This is a genomic window from Novosphingobium sp. FSW06-99 (assembly GCF_001519065.1).
Classification (GTDB): domain Bacteria; phylum Pseudomonadota; class Alphaproteobacteria; order Sphingomonadales; family Sphingomonadaceae; genus Novosphingobium.
This window is the reverse complement of sequence record NZ_KQ954254.1, coordinates 258,715-284,205: the sequence shown is the minus strand read 5'-3', so window position 1 is coordinate 284,205 and position 25,491 is coordinate 258,715. Positions and strand designations below refer to the sequence as shown.

Genomic DNA, 25,491 nt, shown 5'->3' with positions numbered 1-25,491 from the left:
AATTCAAAATGCGCGCTGGACGCCGAATCGGATCGTACGCGGACGCAGCGGGGTGATCTGCTGTCGGACCAATCCCGCCAACGGCGTTCCTGCGGCGAACGCGTTGTGATGGTTGTCCAGCAGGTTGCTGGCGTCGACCAGCACATCGCAAGGGGCAAAGCGAACCGACCCGCCCGCCGCCAGCGTCGTATAGTCGCCCTGTGGAACGGCCAGCGCAGGGCCGACGCCAAAGATCGAATGGCCGACATGCTGCACCCGCAATCCAAGGCGCCAGTCACGGTCTGCGGCAAACCGGCCCCAATGATCGAGCGACAGGGTTTCGCCGTCGTGGACCACGTTCGGCAACGCGCTGGCATCCCCTTGCACCGCGAGATCGGGGGTTGGTGAAAGGTGGCTATGCGCCACAAAGCCCGATGCGCCCAGGCTCCAGCCCTGCCTTACCCGCAAGGTGAGCGTCGCGTTCAGATTGATGAGCTGACCGTTTCCGATGTTGGCAATGTAGGGCAGGCCTTGCCCGTTCAGTAGGTCCGCCTGAACATTGCGCCAGCGGCTTGTCGACGCGGTTGCAGACACGGCGAACGTATCAACTTTGGCCACGCCGCGGCGCATACCGAATTCGAAAGTATGGATCGAGTCCGCTTCGAAGTGCTGCAAATCCTGGCCCGCAGTCAAACCACCCGGCCGGAAACCCTGTCCATAGCGCGCAAACAGCGTCGCGCCGCCGCCAAATGCGTAGGATAGCGCGGCCGACGGAAGAAGCGCCCGCTCGGTACTCGTCGCATAGCGCGGCTGTGCAACCAGGATGTGAAAGGGGGCTTGCAGATCGATCGCCTCTCCCGATAGCGAGAATATCGAGTAACGCGCGCCGACCGTACCCGACAGTTTGCCAAATATCTTGCGCTCGATTTCACCATATACCGTAATATCTGTAGATTTATTTCTTATAAATTCTATTTGCGCCGGCGATTCCAGAATTCCCAAACCAATATTGTTATCATTTATACCTGAAATATAGCTCAGGCCGATCACCCATCCCCCCCAATTTGAGGATTTCGACAGGCTGGTCTCATGCGAGATGAGATAAGATTGGTTTACTGATTCAAAGTGATAATTCGTCGCAATGGTTAGCTCTTCGAACTTCTGCCCGAAGTCATTGCGCACAAACCCCGATGTCGAACGCAGTTTCAGCCCGGCGACATCCCCGTCAATGACGACGCTCGCGGTAAGGATATGATTGTAGGAAGGTTGCGCAACGTCGCTCGATCGTGTCAGCAACGGCGCGCCGACATCGGCATAGGGGGCATCCCGATTGTCGATGTGCTGGACAATACCCCCTGCATCGACCGTCCAGCCGTCCGCAACCCTGGCCCGAAGGTCGGCGCGGCCACCCCACGTATGCGCCGCGTTGACATCGCGCAGACCGCGCTCGCTGTCGTTGATATAGCCTGCGTCGAGCGAGTCATACCCCAGCAGCCGCAGACCCAGTTTGTCCCGGACGACCGGCAGATTGACGACGGCGCCGCCATCGCCCCCGACCCCTCCATGGCTTGTGGTGGCCACGCCGGCCCAGGCCGATCCGCGCCATCGATCAAGTTCCGGCGGATTGGGCTCGATGCGAACGAGCCCCCCCAGCGCGCCGTCACCGTAGAGCGTGCCCTGCGGCCCCTCCAGGATCTCGACCGACGCAACATCATAGAGCCGCAAGTCAGGATCGGGTGCGCTGAACGTCAGACGCTGGTCACCGACATACTGGCCAACCAGCGCCGGGCTTGGCCCCGCAAAACTGCTGTCTGCAACGCCGCGCAGAAACAGTTTGTCCTGCCCGTTGCCCCAATGGGTCGAAACCAGCGTCGGCACCTGGCCCAGCAGCGTGCCCGTGTCGGGCGCCGCGCCGAAATCGTCGCGTTCGAGGCCCGTCAGATGCACAACCTCGACCGGCTCGTCGCGCAACGGGGCGTTTCGTTTCGACGCGCGCACGATGATCGGTGCATCCGGGACCGGTGCGGGTTTCGGCGCCGCGACGTGCCGCGGTGCGTCAGCGCGCACGAATTGCCATGCCGACGGCAACCGGACCAATCGCGTGTGCGACTGCCTGGCCAGGCGATCGAGCATGCTGGCGAGTGATCCCGACATATGTTCGGCCGGGATCGGGATGGCAAGAATGCCCGGGTCCTGGCTGCCGATATTGGCGTGCGCCATCGACGCGAGCGTCATGACCGCCGTGGCGAGCGGGCCTGGCGGAAGGTCGAGCCGCAACGATGGGTCCGCCAACGCCGGTCCGGGGGCCATCACGGCAACCAGCAGTGCGCGGACGCTAACGGCGATCCTTTTGCCCCGGACTGACCAGTTCCCAGACCACACCGTCCCGGCGAACCGAGACACCGAGCAACGGCGCCACGCCCGCCAGAGTCTGTTCGGCATCGCCACTGATCTGGATCGAACCTGCAAAATGCTGGTTGGCAACGTCTTGGTTGGCACGGATGGGAGCCCCGGTCGCGGCTTGCAGATCATTCACGATCGCGGCGAGCGTCGCGTCGGTATAGGTCAGGCTGCCTCGACGCCAGCCGCCGATATCCTCGATCGGAAATGATTGGGGCTGGCCGACCGAATGACCATCGATGCGCACGCGTTGGCCTGGCCGGAGCGCGATGCGCTGCCCCCCTGCCGTCAACAGGGCAGCCCCGCTCGACAGGGCGACATCGGCCCTGGCTCCCCAACGGTACAGATCGAACACGGTGCCGATATCGGTGACGGTGGCATCGCCAAGATCGACGCGAAAGGGATGGTGTGGATCGTGCACGACGGTGAACATCGCCCGTCCATTCAGCAGCCGCACATGCCGGCCATCGGCATCGACGGCAAGGCTGGTGGCACCCGCCAGTGCCACGCGCGTGCCGTCGGCGAGCGTGATATCCCGGCGCTCGCCCGGCCCGGTTTGCAAAACCGTTACCCGCAAAGGCGCCGGATGCGACCGGAACGTGTGCGCCAGCCACCCCCCGGCCAACGCGACCGGCAGCAGGATGCTCGCCGCGATACGCATCCACGGGCGCGTCCCGCTGCTCCGCTCTGCCGGCGCAGCGGCACGCGGTGTATCCTCGCGGAGTTCGGCCAGCACGGGTGATGGCGGCACAGGCAATGACGGCACCGCGAGCATCGACGCCACTTCGGCATCCTGCAACGACAGTCTGTTGAAGCTGTCGGCGTGCCGGGGGTCCGCGTCCATCCAGTCGGTCAACGCATCCCATTCGGCAAAGTCGGCACGCTGCATGCGGATAACCCAGCTCAAGGCCTGGGCCTCCACCATCGCGTCCAGCGGATTGGCCTTGCTGTTCATACCCCAAGGACGCCTGTCAAAGCCTCATTCCTCATCGGGCCCCTCCCGGAACGCCAGGACGGCCTCGTAGGCCTTGCGCAGATCCTTTTCCACGGTGCTGAGGCTGACGCCAAGGTCTGCGGCAATCTGGGCCTGCGGCACACCTTCGATACGATATTGGCGATAGATAAGCGCGGCCCGTTCTCCAACCGAATTGAGCCTTGCGTCCAGGTGCCTGAGACGATCACGCGCGATCAGGCTGCGTTCGGCCAGCGCGGCATCGGCGCTGCCATCCAGGCGGTCTTTCACATAGGCCCAGTCGGATTCATAATGGCGGCCGCGTTCAAGCTGGCGCACGCGATCGATGACCAGATTGTGCGCCATCCGGAAAAGGTACGATTTGGGATCGCCGATGGCGCGAACATCGACCGTCTGACAGCGCAGCCACAGTTCCTGCATCATGTCATCCACCTCGGTGCCGACCGAACCGCCCCGGCAGCGCGCACGCATGAACATCATCAGGCGCGAGCGATTGTCCATGAACACAGCCGTCAGCCCCGCCCCCCGTTCAGGGGCATTGTCCGGCGCCAACGCCGACCAATCCGCAAGTTTGCTGCCCGAACTCACCATCGACGATGACAACGCTTTGCCTTTTCGCCTTCCCCTCCGACGATCCCGACCGCCGACACTGCCACGACCGTGTCCACTATAATTTCATCAGAAACAATCTGATTTGTGGCGCGTCGGTATTAGGGTGTTGTCCGGGCCCGCAAAACCGCCAGCGCGGTCAGCGGCGCTGCTCCGCCGATCGCCAGGGCGCGATCACGCGGTCGGCAAAGCGGGCCATTTCTTCGGCCTGCGGGCTCAGTTGCAGCAACAGCAGATCGAGCCCGGCGGCCTCGTAATCGGCAATCCGCGCCAGCACCGTCTCGGGCGTACCGACCAGCCCGGCGCGAAGGCCCCGGTTCGACACCGAATATTCGCGGATCTGCATTTCGCGTTCAAGTTGCGTGCCCGCCAGCCACTGGTCGAAATTGTCGTACCCCGCCGGGGGCGCACCGGTCAGCGTGGTGATCCGTTCCAGTTCAGCCTGAGCCTCGGCCTCGGTATCGCGCACGATCGCATAACCGGCCATGCCGAACGTCATCGGCGGCAGACCGAGCGCCGTGCGCCGCGCCCGCATGTCGGCGATTTTCTGCGCGATCACATCGGGCGCATCGCCGTGCATCACGAACGAATCACAATCGCGCGCGATCAACGCCTTGGCCGCCTCGCTTTCGCCCCCGGCATAGATGCGCGGACGCGGGCGGGCGACCGGCTTTGGCTCGCAGATCGCGTTGTCGAGCTGATAAAACCGCCCCGCATGCGAAAACCGCGCCTGCGACCACAGGCCATCGACCACCGCCAGCCATTCCGCCGTGCGTGCATAGCGATCGTCGTGCTGATCGAATTGCAGCCCGTATTGCCGCGCCTCGTCGGCCCACCACGACGACACCACATTGAGCGACAGGCGCCCGCCTGCGATCGCATCGATATTGGCGGCCTGTTTGGCAAACAGCGCGGGATGGTGAAAATTGGGTCGCACCGCGACCATCAGTTCGAGCGTGGAGGTCACCGCCGCCAGCGCCGCAGCGGTCGACCAGGCATCGAGCGCGGGGGCATCGATGCCCTTGATGTCGTTGAGGTTGAGCTCGGCGATCAGCGTCAGGTCCCAGCCCTGCCGCTCGGCCGCCAGGGTCAGATCGCGCGCATAAGTCCAATCGGCGCGCATGCCTTCATCAGGCACATTGCGCAGCCAGCCGCCAAACACCGGCATCCAGAATCCAAACCGCATCAGGCCGCCTCTCGCGTCTTGGCAATCTGTTGGCCCAGCCAGTCGACCAGGCGATCGTGCGGGTCCCAGCCCAGCACATCGAGCGGGCTGGCCACGAAGTTCGACAAGGCGTTGATATCATAGAACCGCGCCACCCCGTCGCGATCGTCGATCAGATATTCGACCCCGCCCAGGTCGAGCCCGGCGGCCTGCACGATCGCCTCGGTCGCGGCGATCAGTTCGGGCGGCGGATCGGTGCGTGCCATGCGCACCGGGGGCCGACCGACCGCGCAGGCATCGGCAGGGCACAGATCGAAGGTATCGCCGTCGCTTTCGATATCGAGTGCATAGAGATAGCGCCCGCCCAGCGTTTCGACCCGCGTGATCCGGCCGCCCCGGCGCGGTACATAGTCCTGCACCAACGTCACCCCGTTGATCCCCGCAGGCACTGTTGCCGCCGCAATCGCGTCGCGCAACTCTGCCAGAGTGTCATAGCGCACGATCCCGGCGCCCGCGCCGCCGATATCGGCCTTTACCACCAGCGGAAACCCGATCGCCTCTGCCGCCGCCACCAGATCGGCGCGGGCATGGACGACGCGGGTGGCCGGGGCATTCAGCCCCAGCCGGTGGATCAGCGCCAACTGGCGCGCCTTCGACGCATCGAGCGCCAGCGCCACGCTGCCGTTGAGCACCCGCGCGCCAAGCCCTTCCCACTGCGCAAACAGCGACTGGGCATAGAAGATCGGGTGTTCGGCCTGGCGCAGGAAGCTCGACATGGCGATGCGGTTGAGCACCAATGGCGCGGGCGGCACCGGATCGGACGGATCGAACGCATGTCCGGTCGCACAGAGCGCGGACCACGCGATGCCGCTGCGATCGAGCGCGGCGAACAGGGGGGCGAACCACACGGGGTGTTCGTAGAAGACGACGAGATCGGGATGAGCCATGGCGCGTGTCCTGAACGATATGCCGACGATTTCAAGCTGGCATTGTGGTGCCGTCCGTCCCGGTCAGAACGCCGGGATCACCGCGCCGCCATAACGCTGTTCGATAAACGCCTTGACGTCCGCGCTGCGCAACGCGGCGACCAGCTTTGCCACGCGCGGGTCGGAACGCGCGCTGTCCAGCCCGACCACATAGTTGACATAGGGGCTGTCCTTGTCCTCGATCACCAGCGCATCGCGCAGCGGATTGAGTTTGGCGACCAGCGCATAATTGGTGTTGATCAGCGCCAGATCGACCTGATCGAGCACGCGCGGCAACGTCGCCGCCTCCAGCTCGCGAATCTGCAGCTTCTTGGGGTTGGCGATGATGTCATCGGGCGTGGCCAGCGCCCCTGCCCCGGGCCGCAGTTTCAACAGCCCCGCCCGCGCCAACAGCGCCAGCGCGCGGCCGCCGTTGCTGCCCTCGTTGGGGATCGCCACCACGGCGCCGTCGGGCAGATCGCCCAGCTTTTTCCACCGCCGCGAATAGCCGCCCATCGGCTCGACATGGACGCCGGCGATCGTCACCAGCTTGACCGCGCGGTGCTTGTTGAATTCGTCGAGATAGGGTTTGGTCTCGAAATAATTGACCGTCACGCGCCCTTCGGCAACTTGCACATTGGGCTGCACGAAATCGTTGAGCACGACGATCTTCAGATCGATCCCCTCGCGCGCCAGCACCGGCTTGATGTGTTCCAGGATCTCGGCATGCGGGATCGCGGTTGCTGCAACGCTCAGGCTGCCGGGATTGTCGGCGGGGTTCGACGTGTGCCCGCACGCGGCCAGCACGAGCAAGGCAAACAGGGCAAGACTGCGGCGAAACATGGCCCGATCTCCTATCGGCGGCTGAAATGGCGAACAAGCCGGTCGCCAAGCATCTGCACAAGCTGGACCAGCACGATCAGCAACGCGACGGTCACCACCATCACATCGGTCTGAAACCGCTGATAGCCATAACGGATGGCCAGATCGCCCAGTCCCCCCGCACCGACCGCGCCGGCCATCGCGGTATAGGACACCAGCGCGATCGCGGTGACCGTGCCGGCCGCGATGATACCGGGCAAAGCCTCGGGCAACAGCGCGCGCAGCACCAGATCGCGGGTGGTCGCGCCCATCGCCTGCACCGCCTCGATGGTGTTGCGATCAACCTCGCGCAGTGCGGTTTCGACCAGCCGGGCAAAGAACGGCGCCGCGCCCGCCACCAGCGGCACGATCGCACCGGCCACCCCCAGCGAGGTGCCGACCAGCGCCAGCGTGACCGGGATCAGCACGATCAGCAGAATGATGAACGGCAGCGAGCGCAGGATATTGACCGCGACCGCCAGAGCGCCGTGCAGGCCCCGGTTGGCCCAGACCTGCCCCGGCGCGGTCAGAAACAGCGCCAGGCCGAGCGGCAGACCGATCAGTACGGTCAGGCCCAGCGATCCGAACACCATGATCAGCGTATCGACCGTTGCCAGGGCAATGTCGGACCACACCACATCGGCAAAGAAATCCGTCATCGCGAAACCCGCCCATACTGTGCCAAGAGTTCCAGCGCCGCCGCCGTGTTGCCCCCGGCGATCCCCAGCGTCAGTTGCGCATAGGCGGTGTCGCGCAAGCGCCCCACGCGCCCATCAAGAATGGTCAGATCGGCCCCGGTCTCGCGCGCGATCCGGCTGATCAGCGGCGTGGTGGTGGCCGCGCCATGAACGGTAAAATGCACCACCTGGCCCGCAAAATCGTGCGCGCCGGGACCGATATCCCCCGCATCGGCCAACAAGGCGCGGGTTTCGGCATGCTGCGGGTCGATCACCACATCGGCGACCGGGCCGGTTTCGACCACTTGTCCGGCCTTGAGCACCGCGACCCGGTCACAGCCCTGGCGCACCACATCCATTTCATGCGTGATCAGCACGATCGTCAGCCCCAGGTCGCGATTGAGCGCGGCGATCAGCGCCAGCACATCGCGCGTGGTTTCCGGATCGAGCGCGCTGGTCGCTTCATCGCACAACAGCACATCGGGCCCGGTTGCCAGCGCCCGCGCAATGCCCACCCGCTGTTTCTGCCCGCCCGACAATTGCGCCGGATACTTGGTCGCATGATCGTGCAGCCCCACACGATCGAGCAGCTCGGCCACTCTGGCGGCGATGGCCGCGCGCGGCGTTCCGGCAATTTTGAGCGGCAAGGCGACATTCTGCGCCACCGTGGCCGACGACAGCAGCCCGAAATTCTGGAAAATCATCCCGACCCGCCGCCGCAACTGGCGCAAATCCGCAGGCCCGAGCGTCGCGACATCGATCCCGTCGAACCGGACATGACCTTCGCTCGGTTTTTCCAGCCCGTTGAGCAGGCGCAACAGCGTCGACTTGCCCGCGCCCGACCGTCCGATGACCCCGAAGACTTCGCCCCGCGCGATGGTCAGATCGACGCCGGCCAGCGCCGCACCGCCTCCGCCTGCGAAGCGTTTGTGGACATTGTCGATACGTATCATTGTAGTCTGTACTGTTTCCTGCGGTTTGCCCGGCGTTGCACGGTTCGCGCACCCCCTGTCAACAATCAACCAGAACGATAGAGATTTTTGAGAGAGCGGGTCAGGTTCGCACGAAGGGGGACCGGCCCCAGGGGGCCGACGCGCGGTCTGATTGGCATGATCCGGGTATCGCGGCTCTCCTGCACGGCGGTTTCGACTTGCACGCCGACAGTCCTGCCATGCGCGCGCACGGCTCGGATGCCTTTGGCATAATTGGCCCCTTACTCCGTTCTGGTCATAATTTATCAGGGAAATTCTGTTTAATAATTCATGATAAACGGGAGCCAGCTTTTGCTTCACCACCACGCCGGTTTGCAAGCCGCACTTTGCTACGGGCCCTCAGGGTCGCGCGGGGAAACCCGCCTGACGTATCCGGAGCTTGCCGTGCAAAGCGGCGAGCTGGCCGGGGCGCTGCATGCTGGGGGCGTTCGGGCCGGCGATTGCGTGGCCGTCAGCCTGCCTCGCTCGGCGGAACACGTCGTGGCGCTGGTGGCCATCCGCCAGCTTGGCGCCGCTTATCTGCCGCTCGATCCGGAATGGCCGGTGGCGCGCCAGACTGCGCTGGTTTCCCGCGCTGGCGCAACTGCGCTGATCGCGCCGGCCGACCGGGGCGCGGCGATCGCCGGGGCGATACCGGTGGTCGATCCTGCCGCCCGAGCGGCACCGATCGGTGCCGCAGACCATGGCGCCGACGATCTGGCCTATGTGATCTATACCAGCGGTTCGACCGGCGAACCCAAAGGTGTCGAAGTAACCAACGGCAATCTTGCCGCGCTGGTCGCCTGGCACATCGCGGCGTTCGGCCTGCAACCCGGCACCCGGTCGGCGCATCTCGCCGGGCTGGCATTCGATGCTGCCGCGTGGGAAATCTGGCCGGTTCTGGCCAGCGGGGGCACGCTTGTGATCCCGGACGACGAAACGCTGCGTTATGATGCCGCACGGCTGGCCGACTGGCTGGTGGCGGAACGAGTCGAGGTGGCGTTTGCACCGACCGCGATTGCCGAACAGTTGATTGCACGCGAATGGCCCGACACGACCTGTTTGCGCGTGCTGCTGACAGGTGCCGACCGGTTGAAGGCGCGTCCGCGTCCCGGCCTGCCGTTCACGCTGGTCAACAATTATGGCCCGACCGAATGCACGGTGGTTGCAACCTCTGGCCCGGTCTCGTCCGATGGTGCCGGGTTGCCCGCCATCGGCACACCGCTGCCCGACGTGCAAGTGCATCTGCTCGACGCAGCGCAAGCGCCCGTGGCCGAGGGGGCCGAGGGCGAAATCTGGATTGGCGGCGCGCAGGTCGCGCGCGGCTATCGCGGTGATCCGCGGCTGACCGCAGACCGCTTTGTCAGCCATCCGCAGTGGGGGCGCCTGTACCGTACCGGCGATCTTGGCCGCCGCGATAACGAGGGCCAGATCCATTTCCTTGGCCGCGCCGATGCGCAGATCAAAGTACGCGGCCATCGCATCGAGCCGGGCGAGATCGAGGCCGCGCTGGTGGCCATCGGCACCATCGCCGGCGCGGCGGTGGCGGTGCGCGATGATGATCTGATCGCGTGGGTGGTGCCGCGGGCCGGGGTGCAGTTGACGGCGCACGCGTTGCGCGCGCAGCTTGCCGACAGTCTGCCCGCGCCGATGATCCCGGCGCGCTTTGCGCTGATCGAGGCCCTGCCGCTCAACCATAGTGGCAAGCTCGACCGCAGTGCCCTGCCCGATCCCATGCGCACGGCACTGCCCGAAACGCACGCCGCGCGCGCGCCCCAGTCGCCCACCGAGCAGCGCTTTGCCGCGATCATTGCCGAAGCGATCGGGCGCAGCGATTTCGGCATCGACGACGATTTCTTCCTGCTCGGCGGTCATTCGCTGCTGGGCACGCAAGTCATCGTCAAGGCGCGCGAAGCCTTTGGCGTGGACCTGACATTGCTGCACTTGTTCGAGGCGCGCACGGTCGCGCGGCTGGCGGCGGTGGTCGAAGACATGGCCATGGCCCATCTCGCCAGCCTGAGCGACGCGGATATCGCCCGGCTGATGGCCGACCCGGCGGGATAACCGATGGCAAGCCCGGCAACGCTCGATCCGTCGCTCAGCCTCTATCACTTGCTCGACCAGAAAGTGCTGGCCGACCCCTACCCGCTGTACCGCGCGGTGCGCGAGGCGGCGCCGGTCGCATGGGACCCCTATCTGTCGTGCTGGGTGGTCACCGGTTATGACGAAGCGCTGGTCGTGCTCAAGGAATTCTCTGCCGACCGCACCCCGACGCCCGAATTCATGGCCCGGCTGGGGCTGGGCGAGATCGGCCCGCTGGCGGATGTCATGTGCCGCCAGATGCTGTTCCTGGACGCCCCGGCCCACACCCATATGCGCAAACTCTGTGCGAGCGCGTTCACACCGCGCCGGGTGGAACGGCTGCGGCGCCATATCGAGGAGATCGCCGACGAACTGATCGACACCGCGCTGCCGCAGGGCCGCATCGACGTGGTCGGCGATTTTGCCGAGCGGCTGCCCGCGATCGTCACCGCGCACTTGCTGGGCATGCCGCGCGAAGACCACGTGCAGCTCAAGGCATGGAGCGCCGATTTCGCGCAGATGCTGGGCAATTTTCAGCACAATCCGGGCGGCGTGGTGCGTGTGTTGAAAAGCCTCGACGAAATGACCCGCTATTTCCGCAGCGCGATCCGCGAAGACCGGCGACGGCTCGACGACGGGCTGGTGCGATCGCTGGTTGAGGCCGAAGTCGATGGCGCGCGCCTGACCGAAGACGAAGTGATTGCCAATGTGATCGTGACGATGGTCGGCGGCCAGGAAACCACCACCAACCTGATCGGCAATGGCCTGCTGACCCTGCTGCTCCACCCCGACCGGCTGATCGAATTGCGCGACACGCCCGAAATCGCCGACACCGCGATCGAGGAATTGCTGCGCTATGAAACGCCGTCGCAGCACACCGGGCGGATCTGCCGCACTGACACGGTGCTGGGCGGCCAGACTATCCCGGCGGGCGCACCCGTGCTGGCGGTGATGGCGGCGGCCAACCGCGATCCGGCGCGGTTTGCCAATCCCGACCGGCTCGATCTGACGCGCGCCGACAATCGCCATCTGGCGTTCGGCTGGGCCGCGCATTTCTGTTTCGGCGCGCCGCTCGCGCGGATGGAGGCCCGCATCGCGTTTCAGGCCCTGTTGCGCCGCCTGCCCGACCTTGCGCTGACTGACCATCCGCCGGTGTGGCGGGACAATCTGGGCTTGCGCGGGCTGACCGCGTTGCCGGTGACGTTTACCCCGATCGGGAGGGCAGGGTGACGCAGCAACACCCGCTTTCCCCCGCCGATGCACGGCGCATCATGCTCGAACGCATGTTGCGTGGCGAGGCCGGATCGGTGGCGCCCGCCGTGGCGCCGATCGCACCGCGCGATCCGGCGCGCACGGTGCCGCTGACCACCGAGCAGAGCCAGTTGTGGCTGCATGCCGCGATGGCGCCGACGATGCCGCTGTACAACGAATCGATCACCATCCACCGGCTCGGCCCCTATGACCATGCCGCGATTGAAGCGGCGCTGGGCGAGGTGGTGCGGCGCCACGCGATCTGGCGCACGGCTTTCGTCGAAATTGGCGGCGAGCCCGTGCAGGTGGTGGCCGAGCCCCGCCCGATCGTGCTGCCGCTGATCGACATTTCGGACTTGCCCGAAGATCGCCGCGACGCCGAGGCGGTGCGGATCGCCACCGAAGACGCCCGCGCGCCGATTGCGCTCGACACCGCGCCGCTGTTCCGGGCGCGCGTGGTCAGGCTGGGCGAACACGAGCATCGGCTGTACCTGACGCTCCACCACATCATCTTTGACGGCGTCTCGATCTATCGCACGCTGGTGCCCGAACTGGCCGCGCTGGTGGCCGCGTTCGAAGCAGGGCACCCTTCGCCACTGGCCGAACCCGCGCTGCAATATGCCGACTATGCCGTGTGGCAGGCCGACCATGGTGACGACACCGAGCGCCAGCGTCAGATCGCGTGGTGGCGCCAGACGCTGGCCGAACCGCTGCCCCGGCTGGAACTGGCGGGGGACCGCCCCCGGCCCGCGCAAGCCACGCATGTGGGCAGCATGGAAACCTTCACGCTGCCGCGCGCGTTGACCGAACGCCTGAAGGACCTGGCGCGCACGCAGGGTGCCACGCTCTACATGGTGCTGCTGGCCGCCTACAAGGCGATGCTGTTCCGCTATACCGGCGACACCGACATCATCGTTGGCGGGGTGACCGACACCCGTCGCCGCCCCGAATTGCAGCCGCTGATGGGCTATTTCCTCAACACCATGGCACTGCGCAGCCAGCCTGCCGGGGCAACGCCGTTCACCACCTATCTGGCCCAGGTGCGCGCCGCAGTGATCGGCGCGCTGGGCGCATCGGATGTGCCGTTCAACCAGTTGATCCGTGCGCTCGATATCAAGCGCGGGACAGGCACGCACCCGCTGTTCAACACGCTGTTTTCGATCGAGCCGCCGGTCGAACCGTTTCCGCCCGGCTGGGACCTGACGCAGATGGACGTGACGGTCGGCGCGGCCAAATACGATCTCTACCTCGAACTCGACGAACGCCATGACAGCCACGGCGGCGGGATGGCCGGGCGGTTCCTCTATTCGACCGAACTGTTCGATCGTGCCACGATCCACCGCATGATCGACCATTGGAGCCGATTGCTGCAGGGCGTGGCCGACCATCCGGCCACGCCGCTGGCGCTGCTGCCGATGCTGGACCAGGCCGAACAGACCACGCTGCGCCACGGCTGGAACGACACCGCCCGGCCATTGCCGCATGCCCATGTGGCGGCGTGGTTTGCCGAAGTCGCCGCACGCCAGCCGCAGTCGATCGCGCTGGTGCAGGGCGACGCGACCTGGACTTATGCCGATCTGTCGCGCCGCGCCGATACGATTGCCGCGCGGCTGGTGGCGCAAGGCGTGTGCCCCGGCGATCTGGTCGGGGTGAGCCTGGCGCGCAAGCCCGACATGGTGGCGGCGATGCTGGGCATCGTGCGCGCGGGCGCCGCTTATCTGCCGCTCGATCCCGGATTTCCGCCATCGCGGCTGACGCTGATCGCGCGCGATGCCGGTGTGGCGCTGGCGCTGACCGAGCCCGATCTGGCGCCCGCGGTGGCGCGCGCGCTGACCGGGGCCGATGTCACGCTGGTGCCGCTGATGCCCGACTGGCCCGACGCCCCGGCGCCGATGCTGCGCGAACCGGGCGCCGAAGATCTGGCCTATGTGCTCTATACCTCGGGTTCGACCGGCCGGCCCAAAGGGGTTGAAGTTCCGCATGGCGCGCTGGTCAACCTGCTGGCCGCGATGCGCGACCGGCCCGGCTTTGCCGCGGGCCAGAGCCTGCTGGCGATCACCACTTTATCGTTCGACATTGCCGGGCTGGAGCTGTGGCTGCCGCTGGTCTGCGGCGGCACGGTGCATATCGCACCGCGCGAGGTGGCGATCGACATGGCCGCGCTGGCCGAAACGATCGACCGGCTGAAACCCGATGTCCTGCAGGCGACGCCCGCCACCTGGCTCGGCCTGATCGAGGCCGGGTGGGAAGGCCTGCCGACGTTGCGCGCGTTGTGCGGCGGCGAGGCACTGACCCGCGTGCTGGCCGAACAGTTGCTCGCCCGCGTCGGCGAATTGTGGAACGTCTATGGCCCCACCGAAACCACCATCTGGTCGACTTGCGCGCGCGTCGAGCATGGCACCGGGCCCGTGCCGATCGGGCGCCCGATCGCCAACACACACGTGCGCGTGCTCGATGCCGATCATGCCGACCGTCCGATCGGCGCGATCGGCGAACTGTGGATCGGCGGGCGCGGCGTCGCGCTCGGCTATCGCGACCGGCCCGATCTGACCGCCGAACGCTTTGTCATGATCGATGGCGAACGGATGTACCGCACCGGCGATCTGGCGCGCTGGCGCCCTGATGGCGTGCTGGTCTGCCTGGGGCGGGTCGATGCCGAGGAAAAGATCCGCGGCTTTCGCGTCGCGGTCGAGGAAATCGAGGGCGCCTTGACCCGCCTGCCCGGCATTGCCGCCGCCGCCGTGCGCGCCTGGCCCGATGCCAGCGGCGAACGCGCGCTGGCGGCCTATGTGGTGGGCGAGGGAGAACCCGCCGACTGGATCGCGCAACTGGGCGAATCGCTGCCCGATTACATGGTCCCGCGCCGGTTCATGCGGCTCGACGCCCTGCCACAGACGCCCAATGGCAAACTCGATCGCCAGGCGCTGCCTTCGCCCGATGCGCCCGTCGCGCGCCCGGGTGAGCCGCCAGCCACGCCCGACGAACAGCGCCTGGCCGCGCTGTGGTGCAAAGTGCTGCACGTCGAAGCGGTCAACCGCGACGACGATTTCTTCGATCTTGGCGGGCATTCGTTGCTGATTGCGCGATTGTTGCGGCTGGCCGAGGCTGAATATGGCCACCGCGTGCCGATGGCCGCGCTGTTCCGCGCCCCGCGCCTGGCTGACATGGCGGCGCTGGTCGCCAGCGGCAAACCGATCGATTCCCCCGCGCTGGTGCCGATCCAGCCAAAAGGAACGCAAACCCCGATCTTCTGGCTGGACGGCGGCTCGACGATGCTGCCGCTCGCCCGCGAACTGGGCGAAGACCAGCCGTTTTTCGGCATCTCGGTCGATGCGCTGCTCGATGCGATCGGCCGCTGTCCCCGTCGGCTCGACGATATCGCCGCGCTGGTGGTCGAGGAAGTGCTGCGACTGCACCCGCAGGGCCCCTACCGGCTGGGCGGATGGTGCTCCTCCGGCATCATCGCCTATGCCGTGGCATCGCAATTGATGGCGCGCGGGGCCGATGTCGAATTGCTGATCCTGGCGCATGCCTTTCATCCGGTGAAGGCGCGCGCGATCGGGCGGGTGCGCTTTTTCACCAGCCGCTTGCGGTTCCATGTGGCGCAGACCATGGCGCAGAGCAAAGGCCGCCGCTGGCACTATTTCCGCGAACGGTTGCGCGGCCTGTCCGACAGTGCCGGGCTGGTGGGCGGGCGCGAAGCCGTGCTGCGCCCCGAACTGGTCACCGCGATCAACCGCGCCGCGCTCTATTACGTGCCGCCGGTCTATCGCGGCCATGTCCTGCTGCTGCAACCCGCAGAACACCCCGACGTGCTGGACTTCGAGCCGGAATGGCGCGCCGACATTGCCGGGCGGTTCGACAGCTACACCGCAGACGGCGGCCACCGCACCATGCTCGAACCGCCCAACGTGCAGCCGCTGGCAGACCAGGTGATCGCCGCGCTCAACCTCGGGCGGTCGCACCGAAGTGCGCGTTGAGGCGCATTTTGACCGACTGGACGTGCCCCCGGTCGAAGAGCAACGGCTGGCCTTGCTGCTCGATCCCGCCGAGCGGGAGCGCGCGCGGCGGTTCCGGCAAGCCATGCATCGCCGCCGCTTCACGGTTCGCCGGGCGCGGCTGCGCCAATGGCTGGGCCAACGGTTGAACCTGGCGCCCGAGGCTGTGCCGATCGTCACCGACGCCATGGGCAAGCCCGGCGTGCCCGGCTGGGACCGGTATTTCAGCGCATCGCATTCGCGCGACACCATGCTGATCGTCGGCGCGCCGGTCCCGGTCGGCTGCGACATCGAGGCGATCGACCCGGCGTTTGATTGGCGCCCGGTTGCCGACCGCCTGTTCGCCCCTGAAGAGCGCCGGACCTTGCAGGCCCTGGCCGATGAGCCGGGCCGGAATGCCTTCTTCCAGTGCTGGACCCGCAAGGAAGCGTTCGTAAAGGGGCTCGGCCAGGGTCTGGCCCACCCGCTCGATGCCTTTGCAGTAAACTGCGACAGCCCGCCCGCGTTGCTGCGCGGCGGCGACGGCTGGTCGCTGGCGGCCATCGATCTGCCCGGTCATGCAGTCGCGATCGCGGCCAAGGCCCCCTGCGATACCGTGCGATTGGACATCCAATACCCTTGTTGGACTGGTCCTAGGGATTCCAGCCCCCACCCAGTGCCTTGATCAGCAGGACGCTGGCGTTCATCCGGCGCGCGGTGATCAACGCCAGATCGAGCCGGGCGGACAGTTCGATGCCTTGCGCCGTGACGACTTCGTAATAGTTGGCATAGCCTGCGGTATAGCGCGCAGTCGCCTGCTGGCGCGCGCGGGTGGAGGCGGCGACCGCTGCCGTCTGCGTGGCGCTTTCCTGGGCAAGCCGGGTCTGCGCGGCCAGGTTGTCTTCGGCTTCGCCATAGGCAGCCAGCACGCTTTGGCGGTATTGCGCGGCGGCTTCATCGAATTCGCCGGTCGCTTGCGCACGCGCCGCACGGCGGCGCCCGCCGTCGAACAGATTGAGCACGCCCGACGCGCCCAGCGCCCAGGTCGCGGCATTGGCGCCGAACAACGGGGCAGAGGCCTGCGTTTCGGCCCCGATCAGCCCGCCAAGATTGAAATCGGGATAGAACGCCGCGCGCGCCGCGCCGATGTCGTGGTTGGCGGCGGCGACCCGGCGTTCGGCGGCGGCGATATCGGGACGGCGTTGCAGCAGGTCGCCCGGCAGCGCACGGGCGACGGCGGGCGGTTCGGCCACCAGCACGTGGGCCGACAGGCTGAACGCGGCAGGCGGCTGCCCGGTGATGATCGCGATGGCATGTTCCAGCCGTGCGCGGTCCAGCCGTACATCAGCGGCCCGGGTGCGCGCGAGGTCAAGCGCGGCTTCGGCGGCGGCGACATCCTGGCTGGCGGCATAACCGGCGGCAAAGCGCGCGCGGGTCAGCTCCAGCGCCTTGGCATAGTTGGCGGTGGTATCGTCGAGGATCGCGATCTGCGCGTCATCGCCGCGCAAGCTGAAGTAGTCGGTCGCCGCTTCGGCATGGAGGCTGAGCGCGGCAGACGCCAGATCGCCCGCGCTGGCCTGCGCGCGGCTGCCCGCGGCGCGCGCGCTGTCGCGGATGCGGCCCCACACATCGGGTTCATAGCTGACGTCGAGACCCAGACTTTCCAGATTGGTGTTGCGATTGGGCAGCGGGTTGGACACCGCGCGCGACAGGCTGCCGCCGCTGGCCCCGGCGCCCAGATCGACGGTCGGCGACAGCGCCGCCTTGGCCGACCGTGCCAGCGCACGCGCCTGGTCATAGCGCGCGGTGGCGGCCTTCAGATCCTGGTTGGCGGTGGTCACCTGATCCTCGATCCGGTCAAGATCCGCATCGTGATAGACCTGCCACCACGACCCGCGCGGCTGGTCATCCTGCGGCTTTGCCAGCGACCAGCCAGTGTCCTCCTTGAACGCAGGTGGCGTCGCCACGACGGGCGGATGATAGGCCGGGGCCATTTCGCAGCCCGACAGGGCCGCGCTGGCCAGCAGCAGGGCAAGACGCAGGGTCCGCATGATCAGGCTCCCGCAGGCTGGTGATGGAGCGCGACCAGACGCACCGGGTCGCCTTCTTCGAGCGCGGCCGCCGGATTGACGATGACGCGATCGGTTGGCGCGAGGCCGGTCAGCACTTCGACCGCGGTGCCGAAATCACGCCCCAGCGTGATCGCCCGCAAATGCGCGCGACGGTCGGGCCCGACCACTGCGACACGCGTGCCTTCGGCGCGGAACAACAGCGCGTTGGCGGGCAGGCGCAGGCCATGCCCGACGGGGGCCAGGTGGAACCGCACTTCGGTAAAGCTGCCGGGGAACAGCGCATGCCCGGCATTGTCGATATCAAGCTCGACACGCAGCGTGCGCGACGCGGGATCGATCGCCAAAGCGGTGCGCGTGACCTGCGCGGGCCAATGCTGCCCCGGCCGGTCGGGAAAATCGAGCTCAGCCGGGGTGCTGGCGCGGATTTGCGCGGCGTAGCTTTGCGGCACGTCGACATAGGTGCGCAGGCGCCCGGTGCGCGAAATGCGGAACAGTTCGGTGCCTTGCGTGTCGCCAGCGGTGATCAGGCTGCCGATATCGATCCGCCGTGCGGTGATCGTGCCCGAAAACGGCGCGACGATGCGTTCGAACCCCTGCAACTGGCGCAATCGGGCAAAATTGGCCTCGCTGGCCGCCACTTCGGCAGTGGTGGCGATCGCGGCGGCGCTACGGTCCTCGTTTTCCTGCACCGAGACGGCCTGACTGGACACCAGCCCCGCCACGCGCCGGGCAGTGGTCTGCGCAACGGCGGCCCGGGCACGCGCGGTGCGCAAGTCGGCCTCGGCCTGGCGCACTTGCTGATCGAGTTCGGGCGAGGCGATCACCGCCAGCGTCTGGCCTTGCTGCACTGACGCGCCGATATCGGCGGTCCAGCGCGTGATATAGCCGCTGGTGCGGGCATAGAGCGTGGTCTCGTTGTCGCCCTTGACCTCACCGGGCAGCACCACGTCTTCGGTCGCGGGTCCGGGTTGCGGGGTTGTCGCGATCACATCGGCGATGGCGGCAGACTGGGCGGTTTCGGCCAGCGCGGCGTGCGCGGCGTGCGCGGCGACCCGCGCGGTGACGGTCCATGCGCCCAACGCAAGGGCGGCGGCGCCTGCCGCCAGCAGCAGATGATGGCGACGCGGCAAAGGCAAAGTGATGGTGTTGGAATTGCTCATGGGGGGATCTCCATCAAGGCGTGGGTTGGCGGCGCAGGCCGTGCAGGGCCGCGAACACCGCCGGAACGAACAGCAGCGTGGCCACGGTGGCGAACGTCAGGCCCCCGATCACCGCGCGGCCCAGCGGCGCGTTCTGTTCGCCGCCTTCGCCCAGGCCGAGCGCCATCGGCGCCATGCCGATGATCATCGCCAGCGCGGTCATCAGCACCGGGCGAAACCGCGCGAAACCGGCGGCCAGCGCCGCAGTCAGCGGATCATCGCCGGCCAGCAACCGGTCGCGGGCAAAGCTGACCACCAGGATCGAATTGGCGGTGGCCACGCCAACGCTCATGATCGCACCGGTGAGCGCGGGCACGCTGAGCGAGGTGCCGGTCAGGAACAGCGTCCAGACGATCCCGGCCATGGCCGCAGGCAGCGCGGCGACAATGATGAAGGCATCCAGCAACGACTGGAAATTCACCACGATCAGCAGGTAAACCAGCACCATGGCAAAGGCGAGGCCAAAGCCGAGCCCGGCAAATGCCGCGTCCATGGTGGTTGCCTGCCCCCTGACGACAATCGTCGTGCCCTTGGGCAGGCCCGCCTTTTCGGCTTGCGCCACGGCGGCGCGAACATCGCGGGCCACACCGCCCAGATCACGATCGGCATTGGTGGCAAAGATGTCGATCACCGGCTGCGCGTTGTAGCGCGTGTCGACCGCCGGGGTCGCCGTGCGACGGATATCGCCCAGCGCGCCCAGCAATTGCGGATGCACCCCCGGCGTGCCGGTGATCGCGGTGTTGCGCAAGGCATCGAGCGAGGTCAGCGCAGGCTGCGGCGCCTGGGTGACGATCGGGTAGGACACCCCCGATGCCGGATCGAGCCAGAACGTCGGCTGAGTCTGGAAACTGCCCGACAGCGAAATCAGCAGCGTGTTGGCGACATCGTGCTGGGTCAGGCCCAGCACCCCGGCGCGGCTGCGATCGACATTGATGTCGAACGTCGGCGCGTCGAGATCCTGCTGGATGCGCGCATCGGCGATGCCGGGAATATGCTTGATCCGGCCAAGCAGTTTGTCGGCCACAGCGGCATTGGCGGCCACGCTCTTGCCGACAATCTGTACGTCGATCGGTGCGGGTGTGCCGAAATTGAGGATCTGGCTGACAATGTCGGCGGGCAAAAAGGCAAACGTGACGCCGGGAAACCGCTGCGCCAGCAGGGGCCGCAACCGCCGCACATAGTCGGCCGTGGCGTGGTGTTCGCTCTTCAGGTTGACATAGATGTCGGCATCGGCGGGGCCGGTCGGCGCCGAAGCGCTGTACGACAGGTTGATGCCCGAAACCGGCAGGCCGATATTGTCGACCACGCCGTCGATTTCGTTGGCGGGGATCGCCCGGCGCAATTCGGTTTCGACTTGTTCGGTCAGGCGCGCGGTTTCCTCGACCCGCGTGCCCGCATGGGCGCGCAAGTGCAGCTTGATCTGGCCGCTGTCGACGCTCGGAAAGAAATCCGACCCGAGCGTCAGCACCAGCACCAGCGAAGCGAGCGCGCCGCCCAGAAACAGCGGGATGAACCGGCCGCGCCGCGCCACCACCACGGCCAGCACGCGGCTGTAACCCGCGCGCAGCGCCTCGAAGCGGTGTTCGAACCTGGCCTGCAACCGCGCGAGAAAGTGGCTCGGATCGCCGGATTCGGTGCCGTGCGGTTTGAGCAGCAGCTTGGCCAGCGTCGGCACCAGCGTACGCGACAGGATATATGAGGCCAGCATGGCAAACACGATCGCCTCGGCCATGGGCACGAACAGGTATCGCGGCACCCCGGTCAGGAAAAACATCGGCAGGAACACGATGCAGATCGCCAGCGTGGCCACCAGCGCGGGCACCGCGATTTCGCCCGAACCATCGAGGATCGCCTGTTCGACACCTTCACCGCGTTCGAGATGGGCGTTGATGTTTTCGATCGCGACGGTGGCATCGTCGACCAGGATGCCGACCGCCAGCGCCAGCCCGCCCAGCGTCATGATGTTGATCGTCTGGCCGAGCGCGGCCAGCGTGATGATCGAGGCCAGCACCGACAGCGGGATCGACACCGCGATGATCAGCGTCGATCGCCACGAGCCCAGGAACAGCAGGATCATCAACGCGGTGAGCGCGGCGGCGATCACGCCTTCGCGGATCACCCCGGCAATCGCCGCGCTGACAAAGATCGACTGGTCGCCGGTGGCGTGGATTTCCAGGCCATCGGGTCCACCCGCCTGAACCGCAGGCAATTTGGCCCGGATCGCGCGCACGATGTCGAGTGTCGAGGCATCGCCGATTTTCTGCACCGTCATCAGCACGGCGTGCTGGCCGTTCAGGTGCACGATATTGGTCTGCGGCGGCGAACCATCGCGGACATGGGCGACGTCGCGCACATAGATGGTCGCGCCGCCCACCACTTTGACCGGCAGATCGTTGAGCTCTGCCGCAGCGGTCGGGCTGCCGTTGAGGCGGATGACATATTCGAATTCGCCGATCTTTTGCGTGCCGGCGGGAATGATCAGGTTCTGGTTGGTGATGGCATTCTGCACGTCCTGCGCCGACAGGCCATGGGCCTGCAGCGCGACGGGATCGATATCGACCTGGATCTGGCGCTGCTTGCCGCCATAGGGGTATGGCAACGAGACGCCCGGCACGCTCGCCAACTGGCTGCGCACATAGATATTGCCGGTGTCGTACAGCGCCTGATCCGACAGCGTCTTGCTCGACAGCGCCAGTTGCAGCACCGGCACGCTCGACGCGTTGTAGTTCAGAACCAGCGGCGGGGTGGTCCCCTGCGGCAGATTGCGCAGGAAATACTGCGCACCCGCGGTCACCTGGGTCATCGACCGTTCGACGCTGGCGCCGGGGTGCAGATAGATCTTGCTGACCGACACCCCGTTGAGCGACGTCGTGTCGATATGTTCGACGTTGTTGACCACCGTCGGCACCACCCGGTCAAAGCTGGCGCTGATGCGATTGGCCATTTCCTGCGCGGGCAGCCCGGCATAGTTCCAGATCACACTGACCACGGGCAAATTGATGCTCGGGAAAATGTCGGTCGGGGTGCGCAACAGCGTCAGCGGCCCCATGATCAGCAGCGCCAGCGCCATCACGAGGAAAGTATAAGGCCTTCCCAGGGCAAGTTTGACGATCCACATGACAGCTCAACTCCGCAAACGCTGCGTCCGGCCGCCACAACGCCCGCAAGGCGTTCCGGCAGCCGGGAAAAGGTTAAAAAGGGGGCGGGCCGGGATCTTGGGGTGGGGGGCGCATCCCGGCCCGCGGTGCGTCAGGCCATTGAGGCTCCGCGCACGAGGGGAAAATCGCTGGTCGTCCTGGCGACCGAATTGATCAGATTGGTGAAGAAATTCTGCGCCACCAGCGCGACCACCGCCAGGATTTCGGCATCGGTCAGCCCGGCGGCGCGCACTTGCGCAATATCCTGATCGGCCACATGCCCGCGCAGATCGGCGACCCGCGCGGCAAACTGCAAGATCGCAGCGGTGCGCGGATCGGCGGCATGACCGTTGCAGTTGCGGTCGATTTCCTCGGGACAGATGCGTGCCACGTGCATCGCCAGATAGCTGTGCGCCGACAGGCAATAGGCACTGGCGTTGACCTGCGCGACGACCAGCGCAATGCGTTCGCGCGTCTTGACATCGAGCACGGCGCCCATGCTTTCCACCAGCCGCTCGTAGGCCGCCAGCACCGACGGCGCAGAGGCCAGCAACCGGTACATCGCGGGCACCACGCCGAACCGCGCGTGGACCGCATCGAGCAGCGGGCGGGCTGCCGACGGCGCATCATCACGTGCCGGGATAGCAAGGCGGGACATCGGGATTTCCTTTGCGAATCAGTGTCTCAATCTGCACTCCCTGAATAACCAAGCTCGATTTGTTGCATAATCCGCCGAATATGAGATGCATCTACTCGGCAGGAGAGCAGATCGATGGACCGGTTCGAAGCGATGGAAATGCTGCTTGCGGCAGTCGACCGGGGCAGCCTGTCGGCCGCCGCGCGGCATTTGCGCGTGCCGGTGCCCACGCTCAGCCGCAAAGTCGCCGATCTGGAGGCTCTGCTGGGCACGCGCCTTTTGATTCGCACCACGCGCAAACTCAGCCTGACCGATGCGGGCCTGGCCTATGTCACGGCGGCGCGGCGCATCATCGAACAAGTGCAGGAGGCCGAGCGCGAGGCCGCCGGTGAATTCATCGTGCCGCGCGGCGATCTGATCATCACCGCGCCCGAAACCTTTGGCCGCCGTCACGTCCTGCCGATCGTGATGGATTTCCTCGCGCTGTTTCCGCAGATCAATGTCCGGCTGGAACTGGCCAATCGCAACGCCAATCTGTTTGACGACCATATCGACATGGCAGTGCGGATCGGCCGCCTGCCCGACAGCTCGATGATCGCCACGCGGATCGGCACGATGCGCGCGCTCACGTGCGCCAGCCCGGCGGTGATTGCGGGCCATGGCGTGCCGCAACACCCGCGCGATCTGGAAACGCTGCCGTGTATCGCGCTCGATGGCGCAACCGCCGCCTCGGCCTGGCGCTTTCGCGATCCCGAGACCGGCACGCTGATGGAGGCCGATTTGCCCGCACGCCTGATCACCGGGGCCGAGGCCCGCGTCGAGGCGGCCATTGCCGGTGCAGGATTCGCCCGCCTGCTGCATTATCAGGCGTGGGACGCCCTGTGCGACGGGCGCCTGGTCACGGTGCTGGACGCCTATGAACCCGACCCGCTGCCGGTCCATCTGATCCACGTCACGCGCGGACAGATGCCGCTCAAGATGCGGCGTTTCCTCGATTTTGCCGCGCCGCGCCTGCGCCAGGTGATTGCCCAGTTCACCAGGGAACCGGCAGGCTGACCATCGAGGCTGCGCAGTGTTGGACCGGCTGCCCGGGGCCAGGCTATTGGCCGATTTCGTCAACCAGCGTGCGCACCAGATCGGCCGCGCCCATTGCGCGCGCGCGCGGCGCGCCAGTGCCCGCCCAATAGGCGCCATAGCCATGATCCTGGTGCTCCAGCGCGGCGGCGTGCAGCGCTTTGCCCAGATCATAGGCGATGGGGTAATCGGGCACGTCGCGATCGGCCAGATCTGCCCCCAGCGCGGTAAACCGGCTGGCCAGGCTGCGCGCGGGGCGGCCCGAGATCACCCGCGTCATCACCGTATGATGCGCGGCATCGCTGAACAGCGCCGCGCGATAGCCCAGATTGGCCAGCGATTCGGTGGTTGCCACAAAGGCCGTGCCCAATTGCACCGCGGCGGCGCCGATCCGCAGGGCAGCGCCCGCTTCGGCCCCGGTCATGATCCCCCCGGCGGCAATCACCGGCAGATCGGTCTGGCGCAGAATCCGCCGCACGAGATCGACCGTGCTCAGCGCTTCGTCGGGCGCATCGGGATCGAATGTGCCGCGATGGCCACCGGCTTCGTAGCCTTGCGCGACGATCGCATCGACCCCGGCACGGCGCGCCGCCTCTGCCTCGGCAGCATTGGTGACCGAGGCGACCAGCATGATCCCGGCATCGCGCAACGCCCCCAGCCGCGCCGCATCGGGCAGGCCGAAATGAAAACTGACCACCGCCGGTCGTTCCTCGACGAGCGTGGCCAGCATCGCCGTGTCGGTCAGAAAGCTTTGATAGATTTCGCGCAAATGCGCGGGCGGCACGGCAGCGAAACGCGCGAATTCGGGGCGCAGGCGCGCGATCCAGGCGGCTTCGCGCGCGGGATTTGCCTGCGCGGGGCGATGGGCAAAGACATTGACGTTGAACGGGCGCGACGTGCGTTCACGCACCGCGCGGATCATGGCGCGCGCGGCTGCGGCATCGACCGCGCCCACGCCGATCGATCCCAGCCCGCCCGCCTGTGACACCGCGGCGGCCATCGCGGGCGACGACACGCCAGCCATCGGCGCCTGGATGATCGGCCATGCGATGCCGAAGCGATCGAGCACGTGACGCGATGCGGGATTTGCCATGTCGGACCTTTTCAGAAGGCATAAATGCCGATGGCCACCGGGAACGGGCATCCCGGTGGCCATCATGGGGCACGATTATTTTGACTGCTGTTTGCGGAAATCGGCAAGCGGCAATCCGCCGCGCGCCCAGTTTTCCATCTCGACTTCTTCAAACACGACAAAGGTCGCTTCGGGCGCCTTGCCCAGCACGCGCTGAAGCAGATCGGTCACGCCCTGATAGAGCGTGGCCTTCTGTTCACGGGTGACATGGCCGACGCCCGGTTCGGTGCCTTCGCGCACGACTTGAATGGTAACCATCGGCATAGGGGTTCTCCTGTGGCAAGAAGACGATTCCGGGCCGGTGCCGTCTTCAAAATTCGCTCTTTCGCG

The 25,491-nt window shown here is 66.5% G+C and carries 19 protein-coding genes; 5 read left to right on the top strand and 14 right to left on the bottom strand.

What is annotated here, in order from left to right; genetic code table 11:
* Positions 1–3 precede the first annotated feature (3 nt).
* The 8 genes from AQZ49_RS08055 to AQZ49_RS08020 form a co-directional block, all read right to left on the bottom strand.
* Positions 4–2,256 carry a TonB-dependent receptor gene (locus AQZ49_RS08055; RefSeq protein WP_231739026.1) on the bottom strand — a complete coding sequence of 751 codons (2,253 nt, stop codon included), beginning with the start codon at positions 2,254–2,256 and terminating at the stop codon, positions 4–6.
* 58 nt (positions 2,257–2,314) lie between these two features.
* Complete coding sequence (locus tag AQZ49_RS08050) at positions 2,315–3,334, bottom strand: FecR family protein (protein WP_067614773.1); 1,020 nt, start codon at positions 3,332–3,334, stop codon at positions 2,315–2,317.
* A 24-nt stretch (positions 3,335–3,358) separates the two neighbouring features.
* Entirely contained in the window at positions 3,359–3,853 is a 495-nt protein-coding gene (locus AQZ49_RS08045) for an RNA polymerase sigma factor (protein WP_197410974.1), read from the bottom strand.
* 247 nt (positions 3,854–4,100) lie between these two features.
* Entirely contained in the window at positions 4,101–5,147 is a 1,047-nt protein-coding gene (locus AQZ49_RS08040; protein ID WP_067614769.1) for an LLM class flavin-dependent oxidoreductase, read from the bottom strand.
* Positions 5,147–6,073, bottom strand: a complete 927-nt coding sequence (locus AQZ49_RS08035) for an ATP-grasp domain-containing protein (RefSeq protein ID WP_067614768.1) — start codon at positions 6,071–6,073, stop codon at positions 5,147–5,149. The genes AQZ49_RS08040 and AQZ49_RS08035 overlap by 1 nt, the downstream gene beginning before the upstream one ends.
* Before the next feature lie 63 nt (positions 6,074–6,136).
* Positions 6,137–6,934, bottom strand: a complete 798-nt coding sequence (locus AQZ49_RS08030) for a MetQ/NlpA family ABC transporter substrate-binding protein (RefSeq protein WP_067614766.1) — start codon at positions 6,932–6,934, stop codon at positions 6,137–6,139.
* 11 nt (positions 6,935–6,945) lie between these two features.
* Entirely contained in the window at positions 6,946–7,611 is a 666-nt protein-coding gene (locus tag AQZ49_RS08025; RefSeq protein WP_067614764.1) for a methionine ABC transporter permease, read from the bottom strand.
* Positions 7,608–8,582 (bottom strand): methionine ABC transporter ATP-binding protein, encoded by a 975-nt coding sequence (locus AQZ49_RS08020; RefSeq protein WP_067614762.1) that lies wholly within the window; start codon positions 8,580–8,582, stop codon positions 7,608–7,610. Before AQZ49_RS08020 ends, AQZ49_RS08025 begins: the two co-directional genes overlap by 4 nt.
* A gap of 309 nt (positions 8,583–8,891) precedes the next feature.
* Between AQZ49_RS08020 and AQZ49_RS08015 the strand changes: the two genes are divergently transcribed.
* Genes AQZ49_RS08015 through AQZ49_RS08000 form a run of 4 tightly spaced genes read left to right on the top strand, consistent with a single transcriptional unit; the run spans position 8,892 to position 16,595 of the window.
* Positions 8,892–10,664 (top strand): non-ribosomal peptide synthetase, encoded by a 1,773-nt coding sequence (locus AQZ49_RS08015; protein WP_082701646.1) that lies wholly within the window; start codon positions 8,892–8,894, stop codon positions 10,662–10,664.
* Between the two features lie 3 nt (positions 10,665–10,667).
* On the top strand, positions 10,668–11,912 hold the full coding sequence (locus AQZ49_RS08010; RefSeq protein WP_067614758.1) for a cytochrome P450: 1,245 nt from the start codon (positions 10,668–10,670) through the stop codon (positions 11,910–11,912).
* Positions 11,909–15,913 (top strand): non-ribosomal peptide synthetase, encoded by a 4,005-nt coding sequence (locus tag AQZ49_RS08005; protein WP_067614756.1) that lies wholly within the window; start codon positions 11,909–11,911, stop codon positions 15,911–15,913. Before AQZ49_RS08010 ends, AQZ49_RS08005 begins: the two co-directional genes overlap by 4 nt.
* 52 nt (positions 15,914–15,965) lie before the next feature.
* On the top strand, positions 15,966–16,595 hold the full coding sequence (locus tag AQZ49_RS08000; RefSeq protein WP_156428204.1) for a 4'-phosphopantetheinyl transferase family protein: 630 nt from the start codon (positions 15,966–15,968) through the stop codon (positions 16,593–16,595).
* Here the strand turns inward: AQZ49_RS08000 and AQZ49_RS07995 are convergent.
* From AQZ49_RS07995 to AQZ49_RS07980, 4 genes are all read right to left on the bottom strand, one after another.
* On the bottom strand, positions 16,564–17,961 hold the full coding sequence (locus AQZ49_RS07995) for an efflux transporter outer membrane subunit (RefSeq protein ID WP_067614752.1): 1,398 nt from the start codon (positions 17,959–17,961) through the stop codon (positions 16,564–16,566). The genes AQZ49_RS08000 and AQZ49_RS07995 overlap by 32 nt on opposite strands.
* Before the next feature lie 2 nt (positions 17,962–17,963).
* The gene (locus AQZ49_RS07990) at positions 17,964–19,142 is read right to left on the bottom strand and encodes an efflux RND transporter periplasmic adaptor subunit (RefSeq protein WP_067614750.1); all 1,179 of its coding nucleotides are present in this window, start codon (positions 19,140–19,142) and stop codon (positions 17,964–17,966) included.
* A 13-nt stretch (positions 19,143–19,155) separates the two neighbouring features.
* A complete protein-coding gene (locus AQZ49_RS07985) occupies positions 19,156–22,299 on the bottom strand; it encodes an efflux RND transporter permease subunit (protein WP_067614748.1) in 3,144 nt (1,047 codons plus the stop codon).
* A 131-nt stretch (positions 22,300–22,430) separates the two neighbouring features.
* Positions 22,431–22,976: a carboxymuconolactone decarboxylase family protein gene (locus AQZ49_RS07980; protein ID WP_067614746.1), complete on the bottom strand. Its 546-nt coding sequence runs from the start codon at positions 22,974–22,976 to the stop codon at positions 22,431–22,433.
* Between the two features lie 114 nt (positions 22,977–23,090).
* On the opposite strand from AQZ49_RS07980, the gene AQZ49_RS07975 reads away from it, so the two are divergent.
* Positions 23,091–24,011: a LysR family transcriptional regulator gene (locus AQZ49_RS07975; protein WP_067614744.1), complete on the top strand. Its 921-nt coding sequence runs from the start codon at positions 23,091–23,093 to the stop codon at positions 24,009–24,011.
* Positions 24,012–24,054: 43 nt separating this feature from the next.
* Here AQZ49_RS07975 and AQZ49_RS07970 read toward each other — a convergent pair whose 3' ends face one another.
* Complete coding sequence (locus tag AQZ49_RS07970) at positions 24,055–25,122, bottom strand: NAD(P)H-dependent flavin oxidoreductase (RefSeq protein ID WP_067614742.1); 1,068 nt, start codon at positions 25,120–25,122, stop codon at positions 24,055–24,057.
* A 75-nt stretch (positions 25,123–25,197) separates the two neighbouring features.
* A complete protein-coding gene (locus AQZ49_RS07965) occupies positions 25,198–25,425 on the bottom strand; it encodes a tautomerase family protein (RefSeq protein WP_067614740.1) in 228 nt (75 codons plus the stop codon).
* Positions 25,426–25,491: the final 66 nt, after the last annotated feature.

Bases quoted from the DNA above. Each gene is read 5' to 3' on its own strand.
- AQZ49_RS08050 (WP_067614773.1), bottom strand. From the start codon at position 3,334: ATGAACAGCAAGGCCAATCCGCTGGACGCGATGGTGGAGGCCCAGGCC.
- AQZ49_RS08045 (WP_197410974.1), bottom strand. From the start codon at position 3,853: ATGGACAATCGCTCGCGCCTGATGATGTTCATGCGTGCGCGCTGCCGG.
- AQZ49_RS08040 (WP_067614769.1), bottom strand. From the start codon at position 5,147: ATGCGGTTTGGATTCTGGATGCCGGTGTTTGGCGGCTGGCTGCGCAAT.
- AQZ49_RS08035 (WP_067614768.1), bottom strand. From the start codon at position 6,073: ATGGCTCATCCCGATCTCGTCGTCTTCTACGAACACCCCGTGTGGTTC.
- AQZ49_RS08030 (WP_067614766.1), bottom strand. From the start codon at position 6,934: ATGTTTCGCCGCAGTCTTGCCCTGTTTGCCTTGCTCGTGCTGGCCGCG.
- AQZ49_RS08025 (WP_067614764.1), bottom strand. From the start codon at position 7,611: ATGACGGATTTCTTTGCCGATGTGGTGTGGTCCGACATTGCCCTGGCA.
- AQZ49_RS08020 (WP_067614762.1), bottom strand. From the start codon at position 8,582: ATGATACGTATCGACAATGTCCACAAACGCTTCGCAGGCGGAGGCGGT.
- AQZ49_RS08015 (WP_082701646.1), top strand. From the start codon at position 8,892: ATGATAAACGGGAGCCAGCTTTTGCTTCACCACCACGCCGGTTTGCAA.
- AQZ49_RS08010 (WP_067614758.1), top strand. From the start codon at position 10,668: ATGGCAAGCCCGGCAACGCTCGATCCGTCGCTCAGCCTCTATCACTTG.
- AQZ49_RS07995 (WP_067614752.1), bottom strand. From the start codon at position 17,961: ATGCGGACCCTGCGTCTTGCCCTGCTGCTGGCCAGCGCGGCCCTGTCG.
- AQZ49_RS07990 (WP_067614750.1), bottom strand. From the start codon at position 19,142: ATGAGCAATTCCAACACCATCACTTTGCCTTTGCCGCGTCGCCATCAT.
- AQZ49_RS07985 (WP_067614748.1), bottom strand. From the start codon at position 22,299: ATGTGGATCGTCAAACTTGCCCTGGGAAGGCCTTATACTTTCCTCGTG.
- AQZ49_RS07980 (WP_067614746.1), bottom strand. From the start codon at position 22,976: ATGTCCCGCCTTGCTATCCCGGCACGTGATGATGCGCCGTCGGCAGCC.
- AQZ49_RS07975 (WP_067614744.1), top strand. From the start codon at position 23,091: ATGGACCGGTTCGAAGCGATGGAAATGCTGCTTGCGGCAGTCGACCGG.
- AQZ49_RS07970 (WP_067614742.1), bottom strand. From the start codon at position 25,122: ATGGCAAATCCCGCATCGCGTCACGTGCTCGATCGCTTCGGCATCGCA.
- AQZ49_RS07965 (WP_067614740.1), bottom strand. From the start codon at position 25,425: ATGCCGATGGTTACCATTCAAGTCGTGCGCGAAGGCACCGAACCGGGC.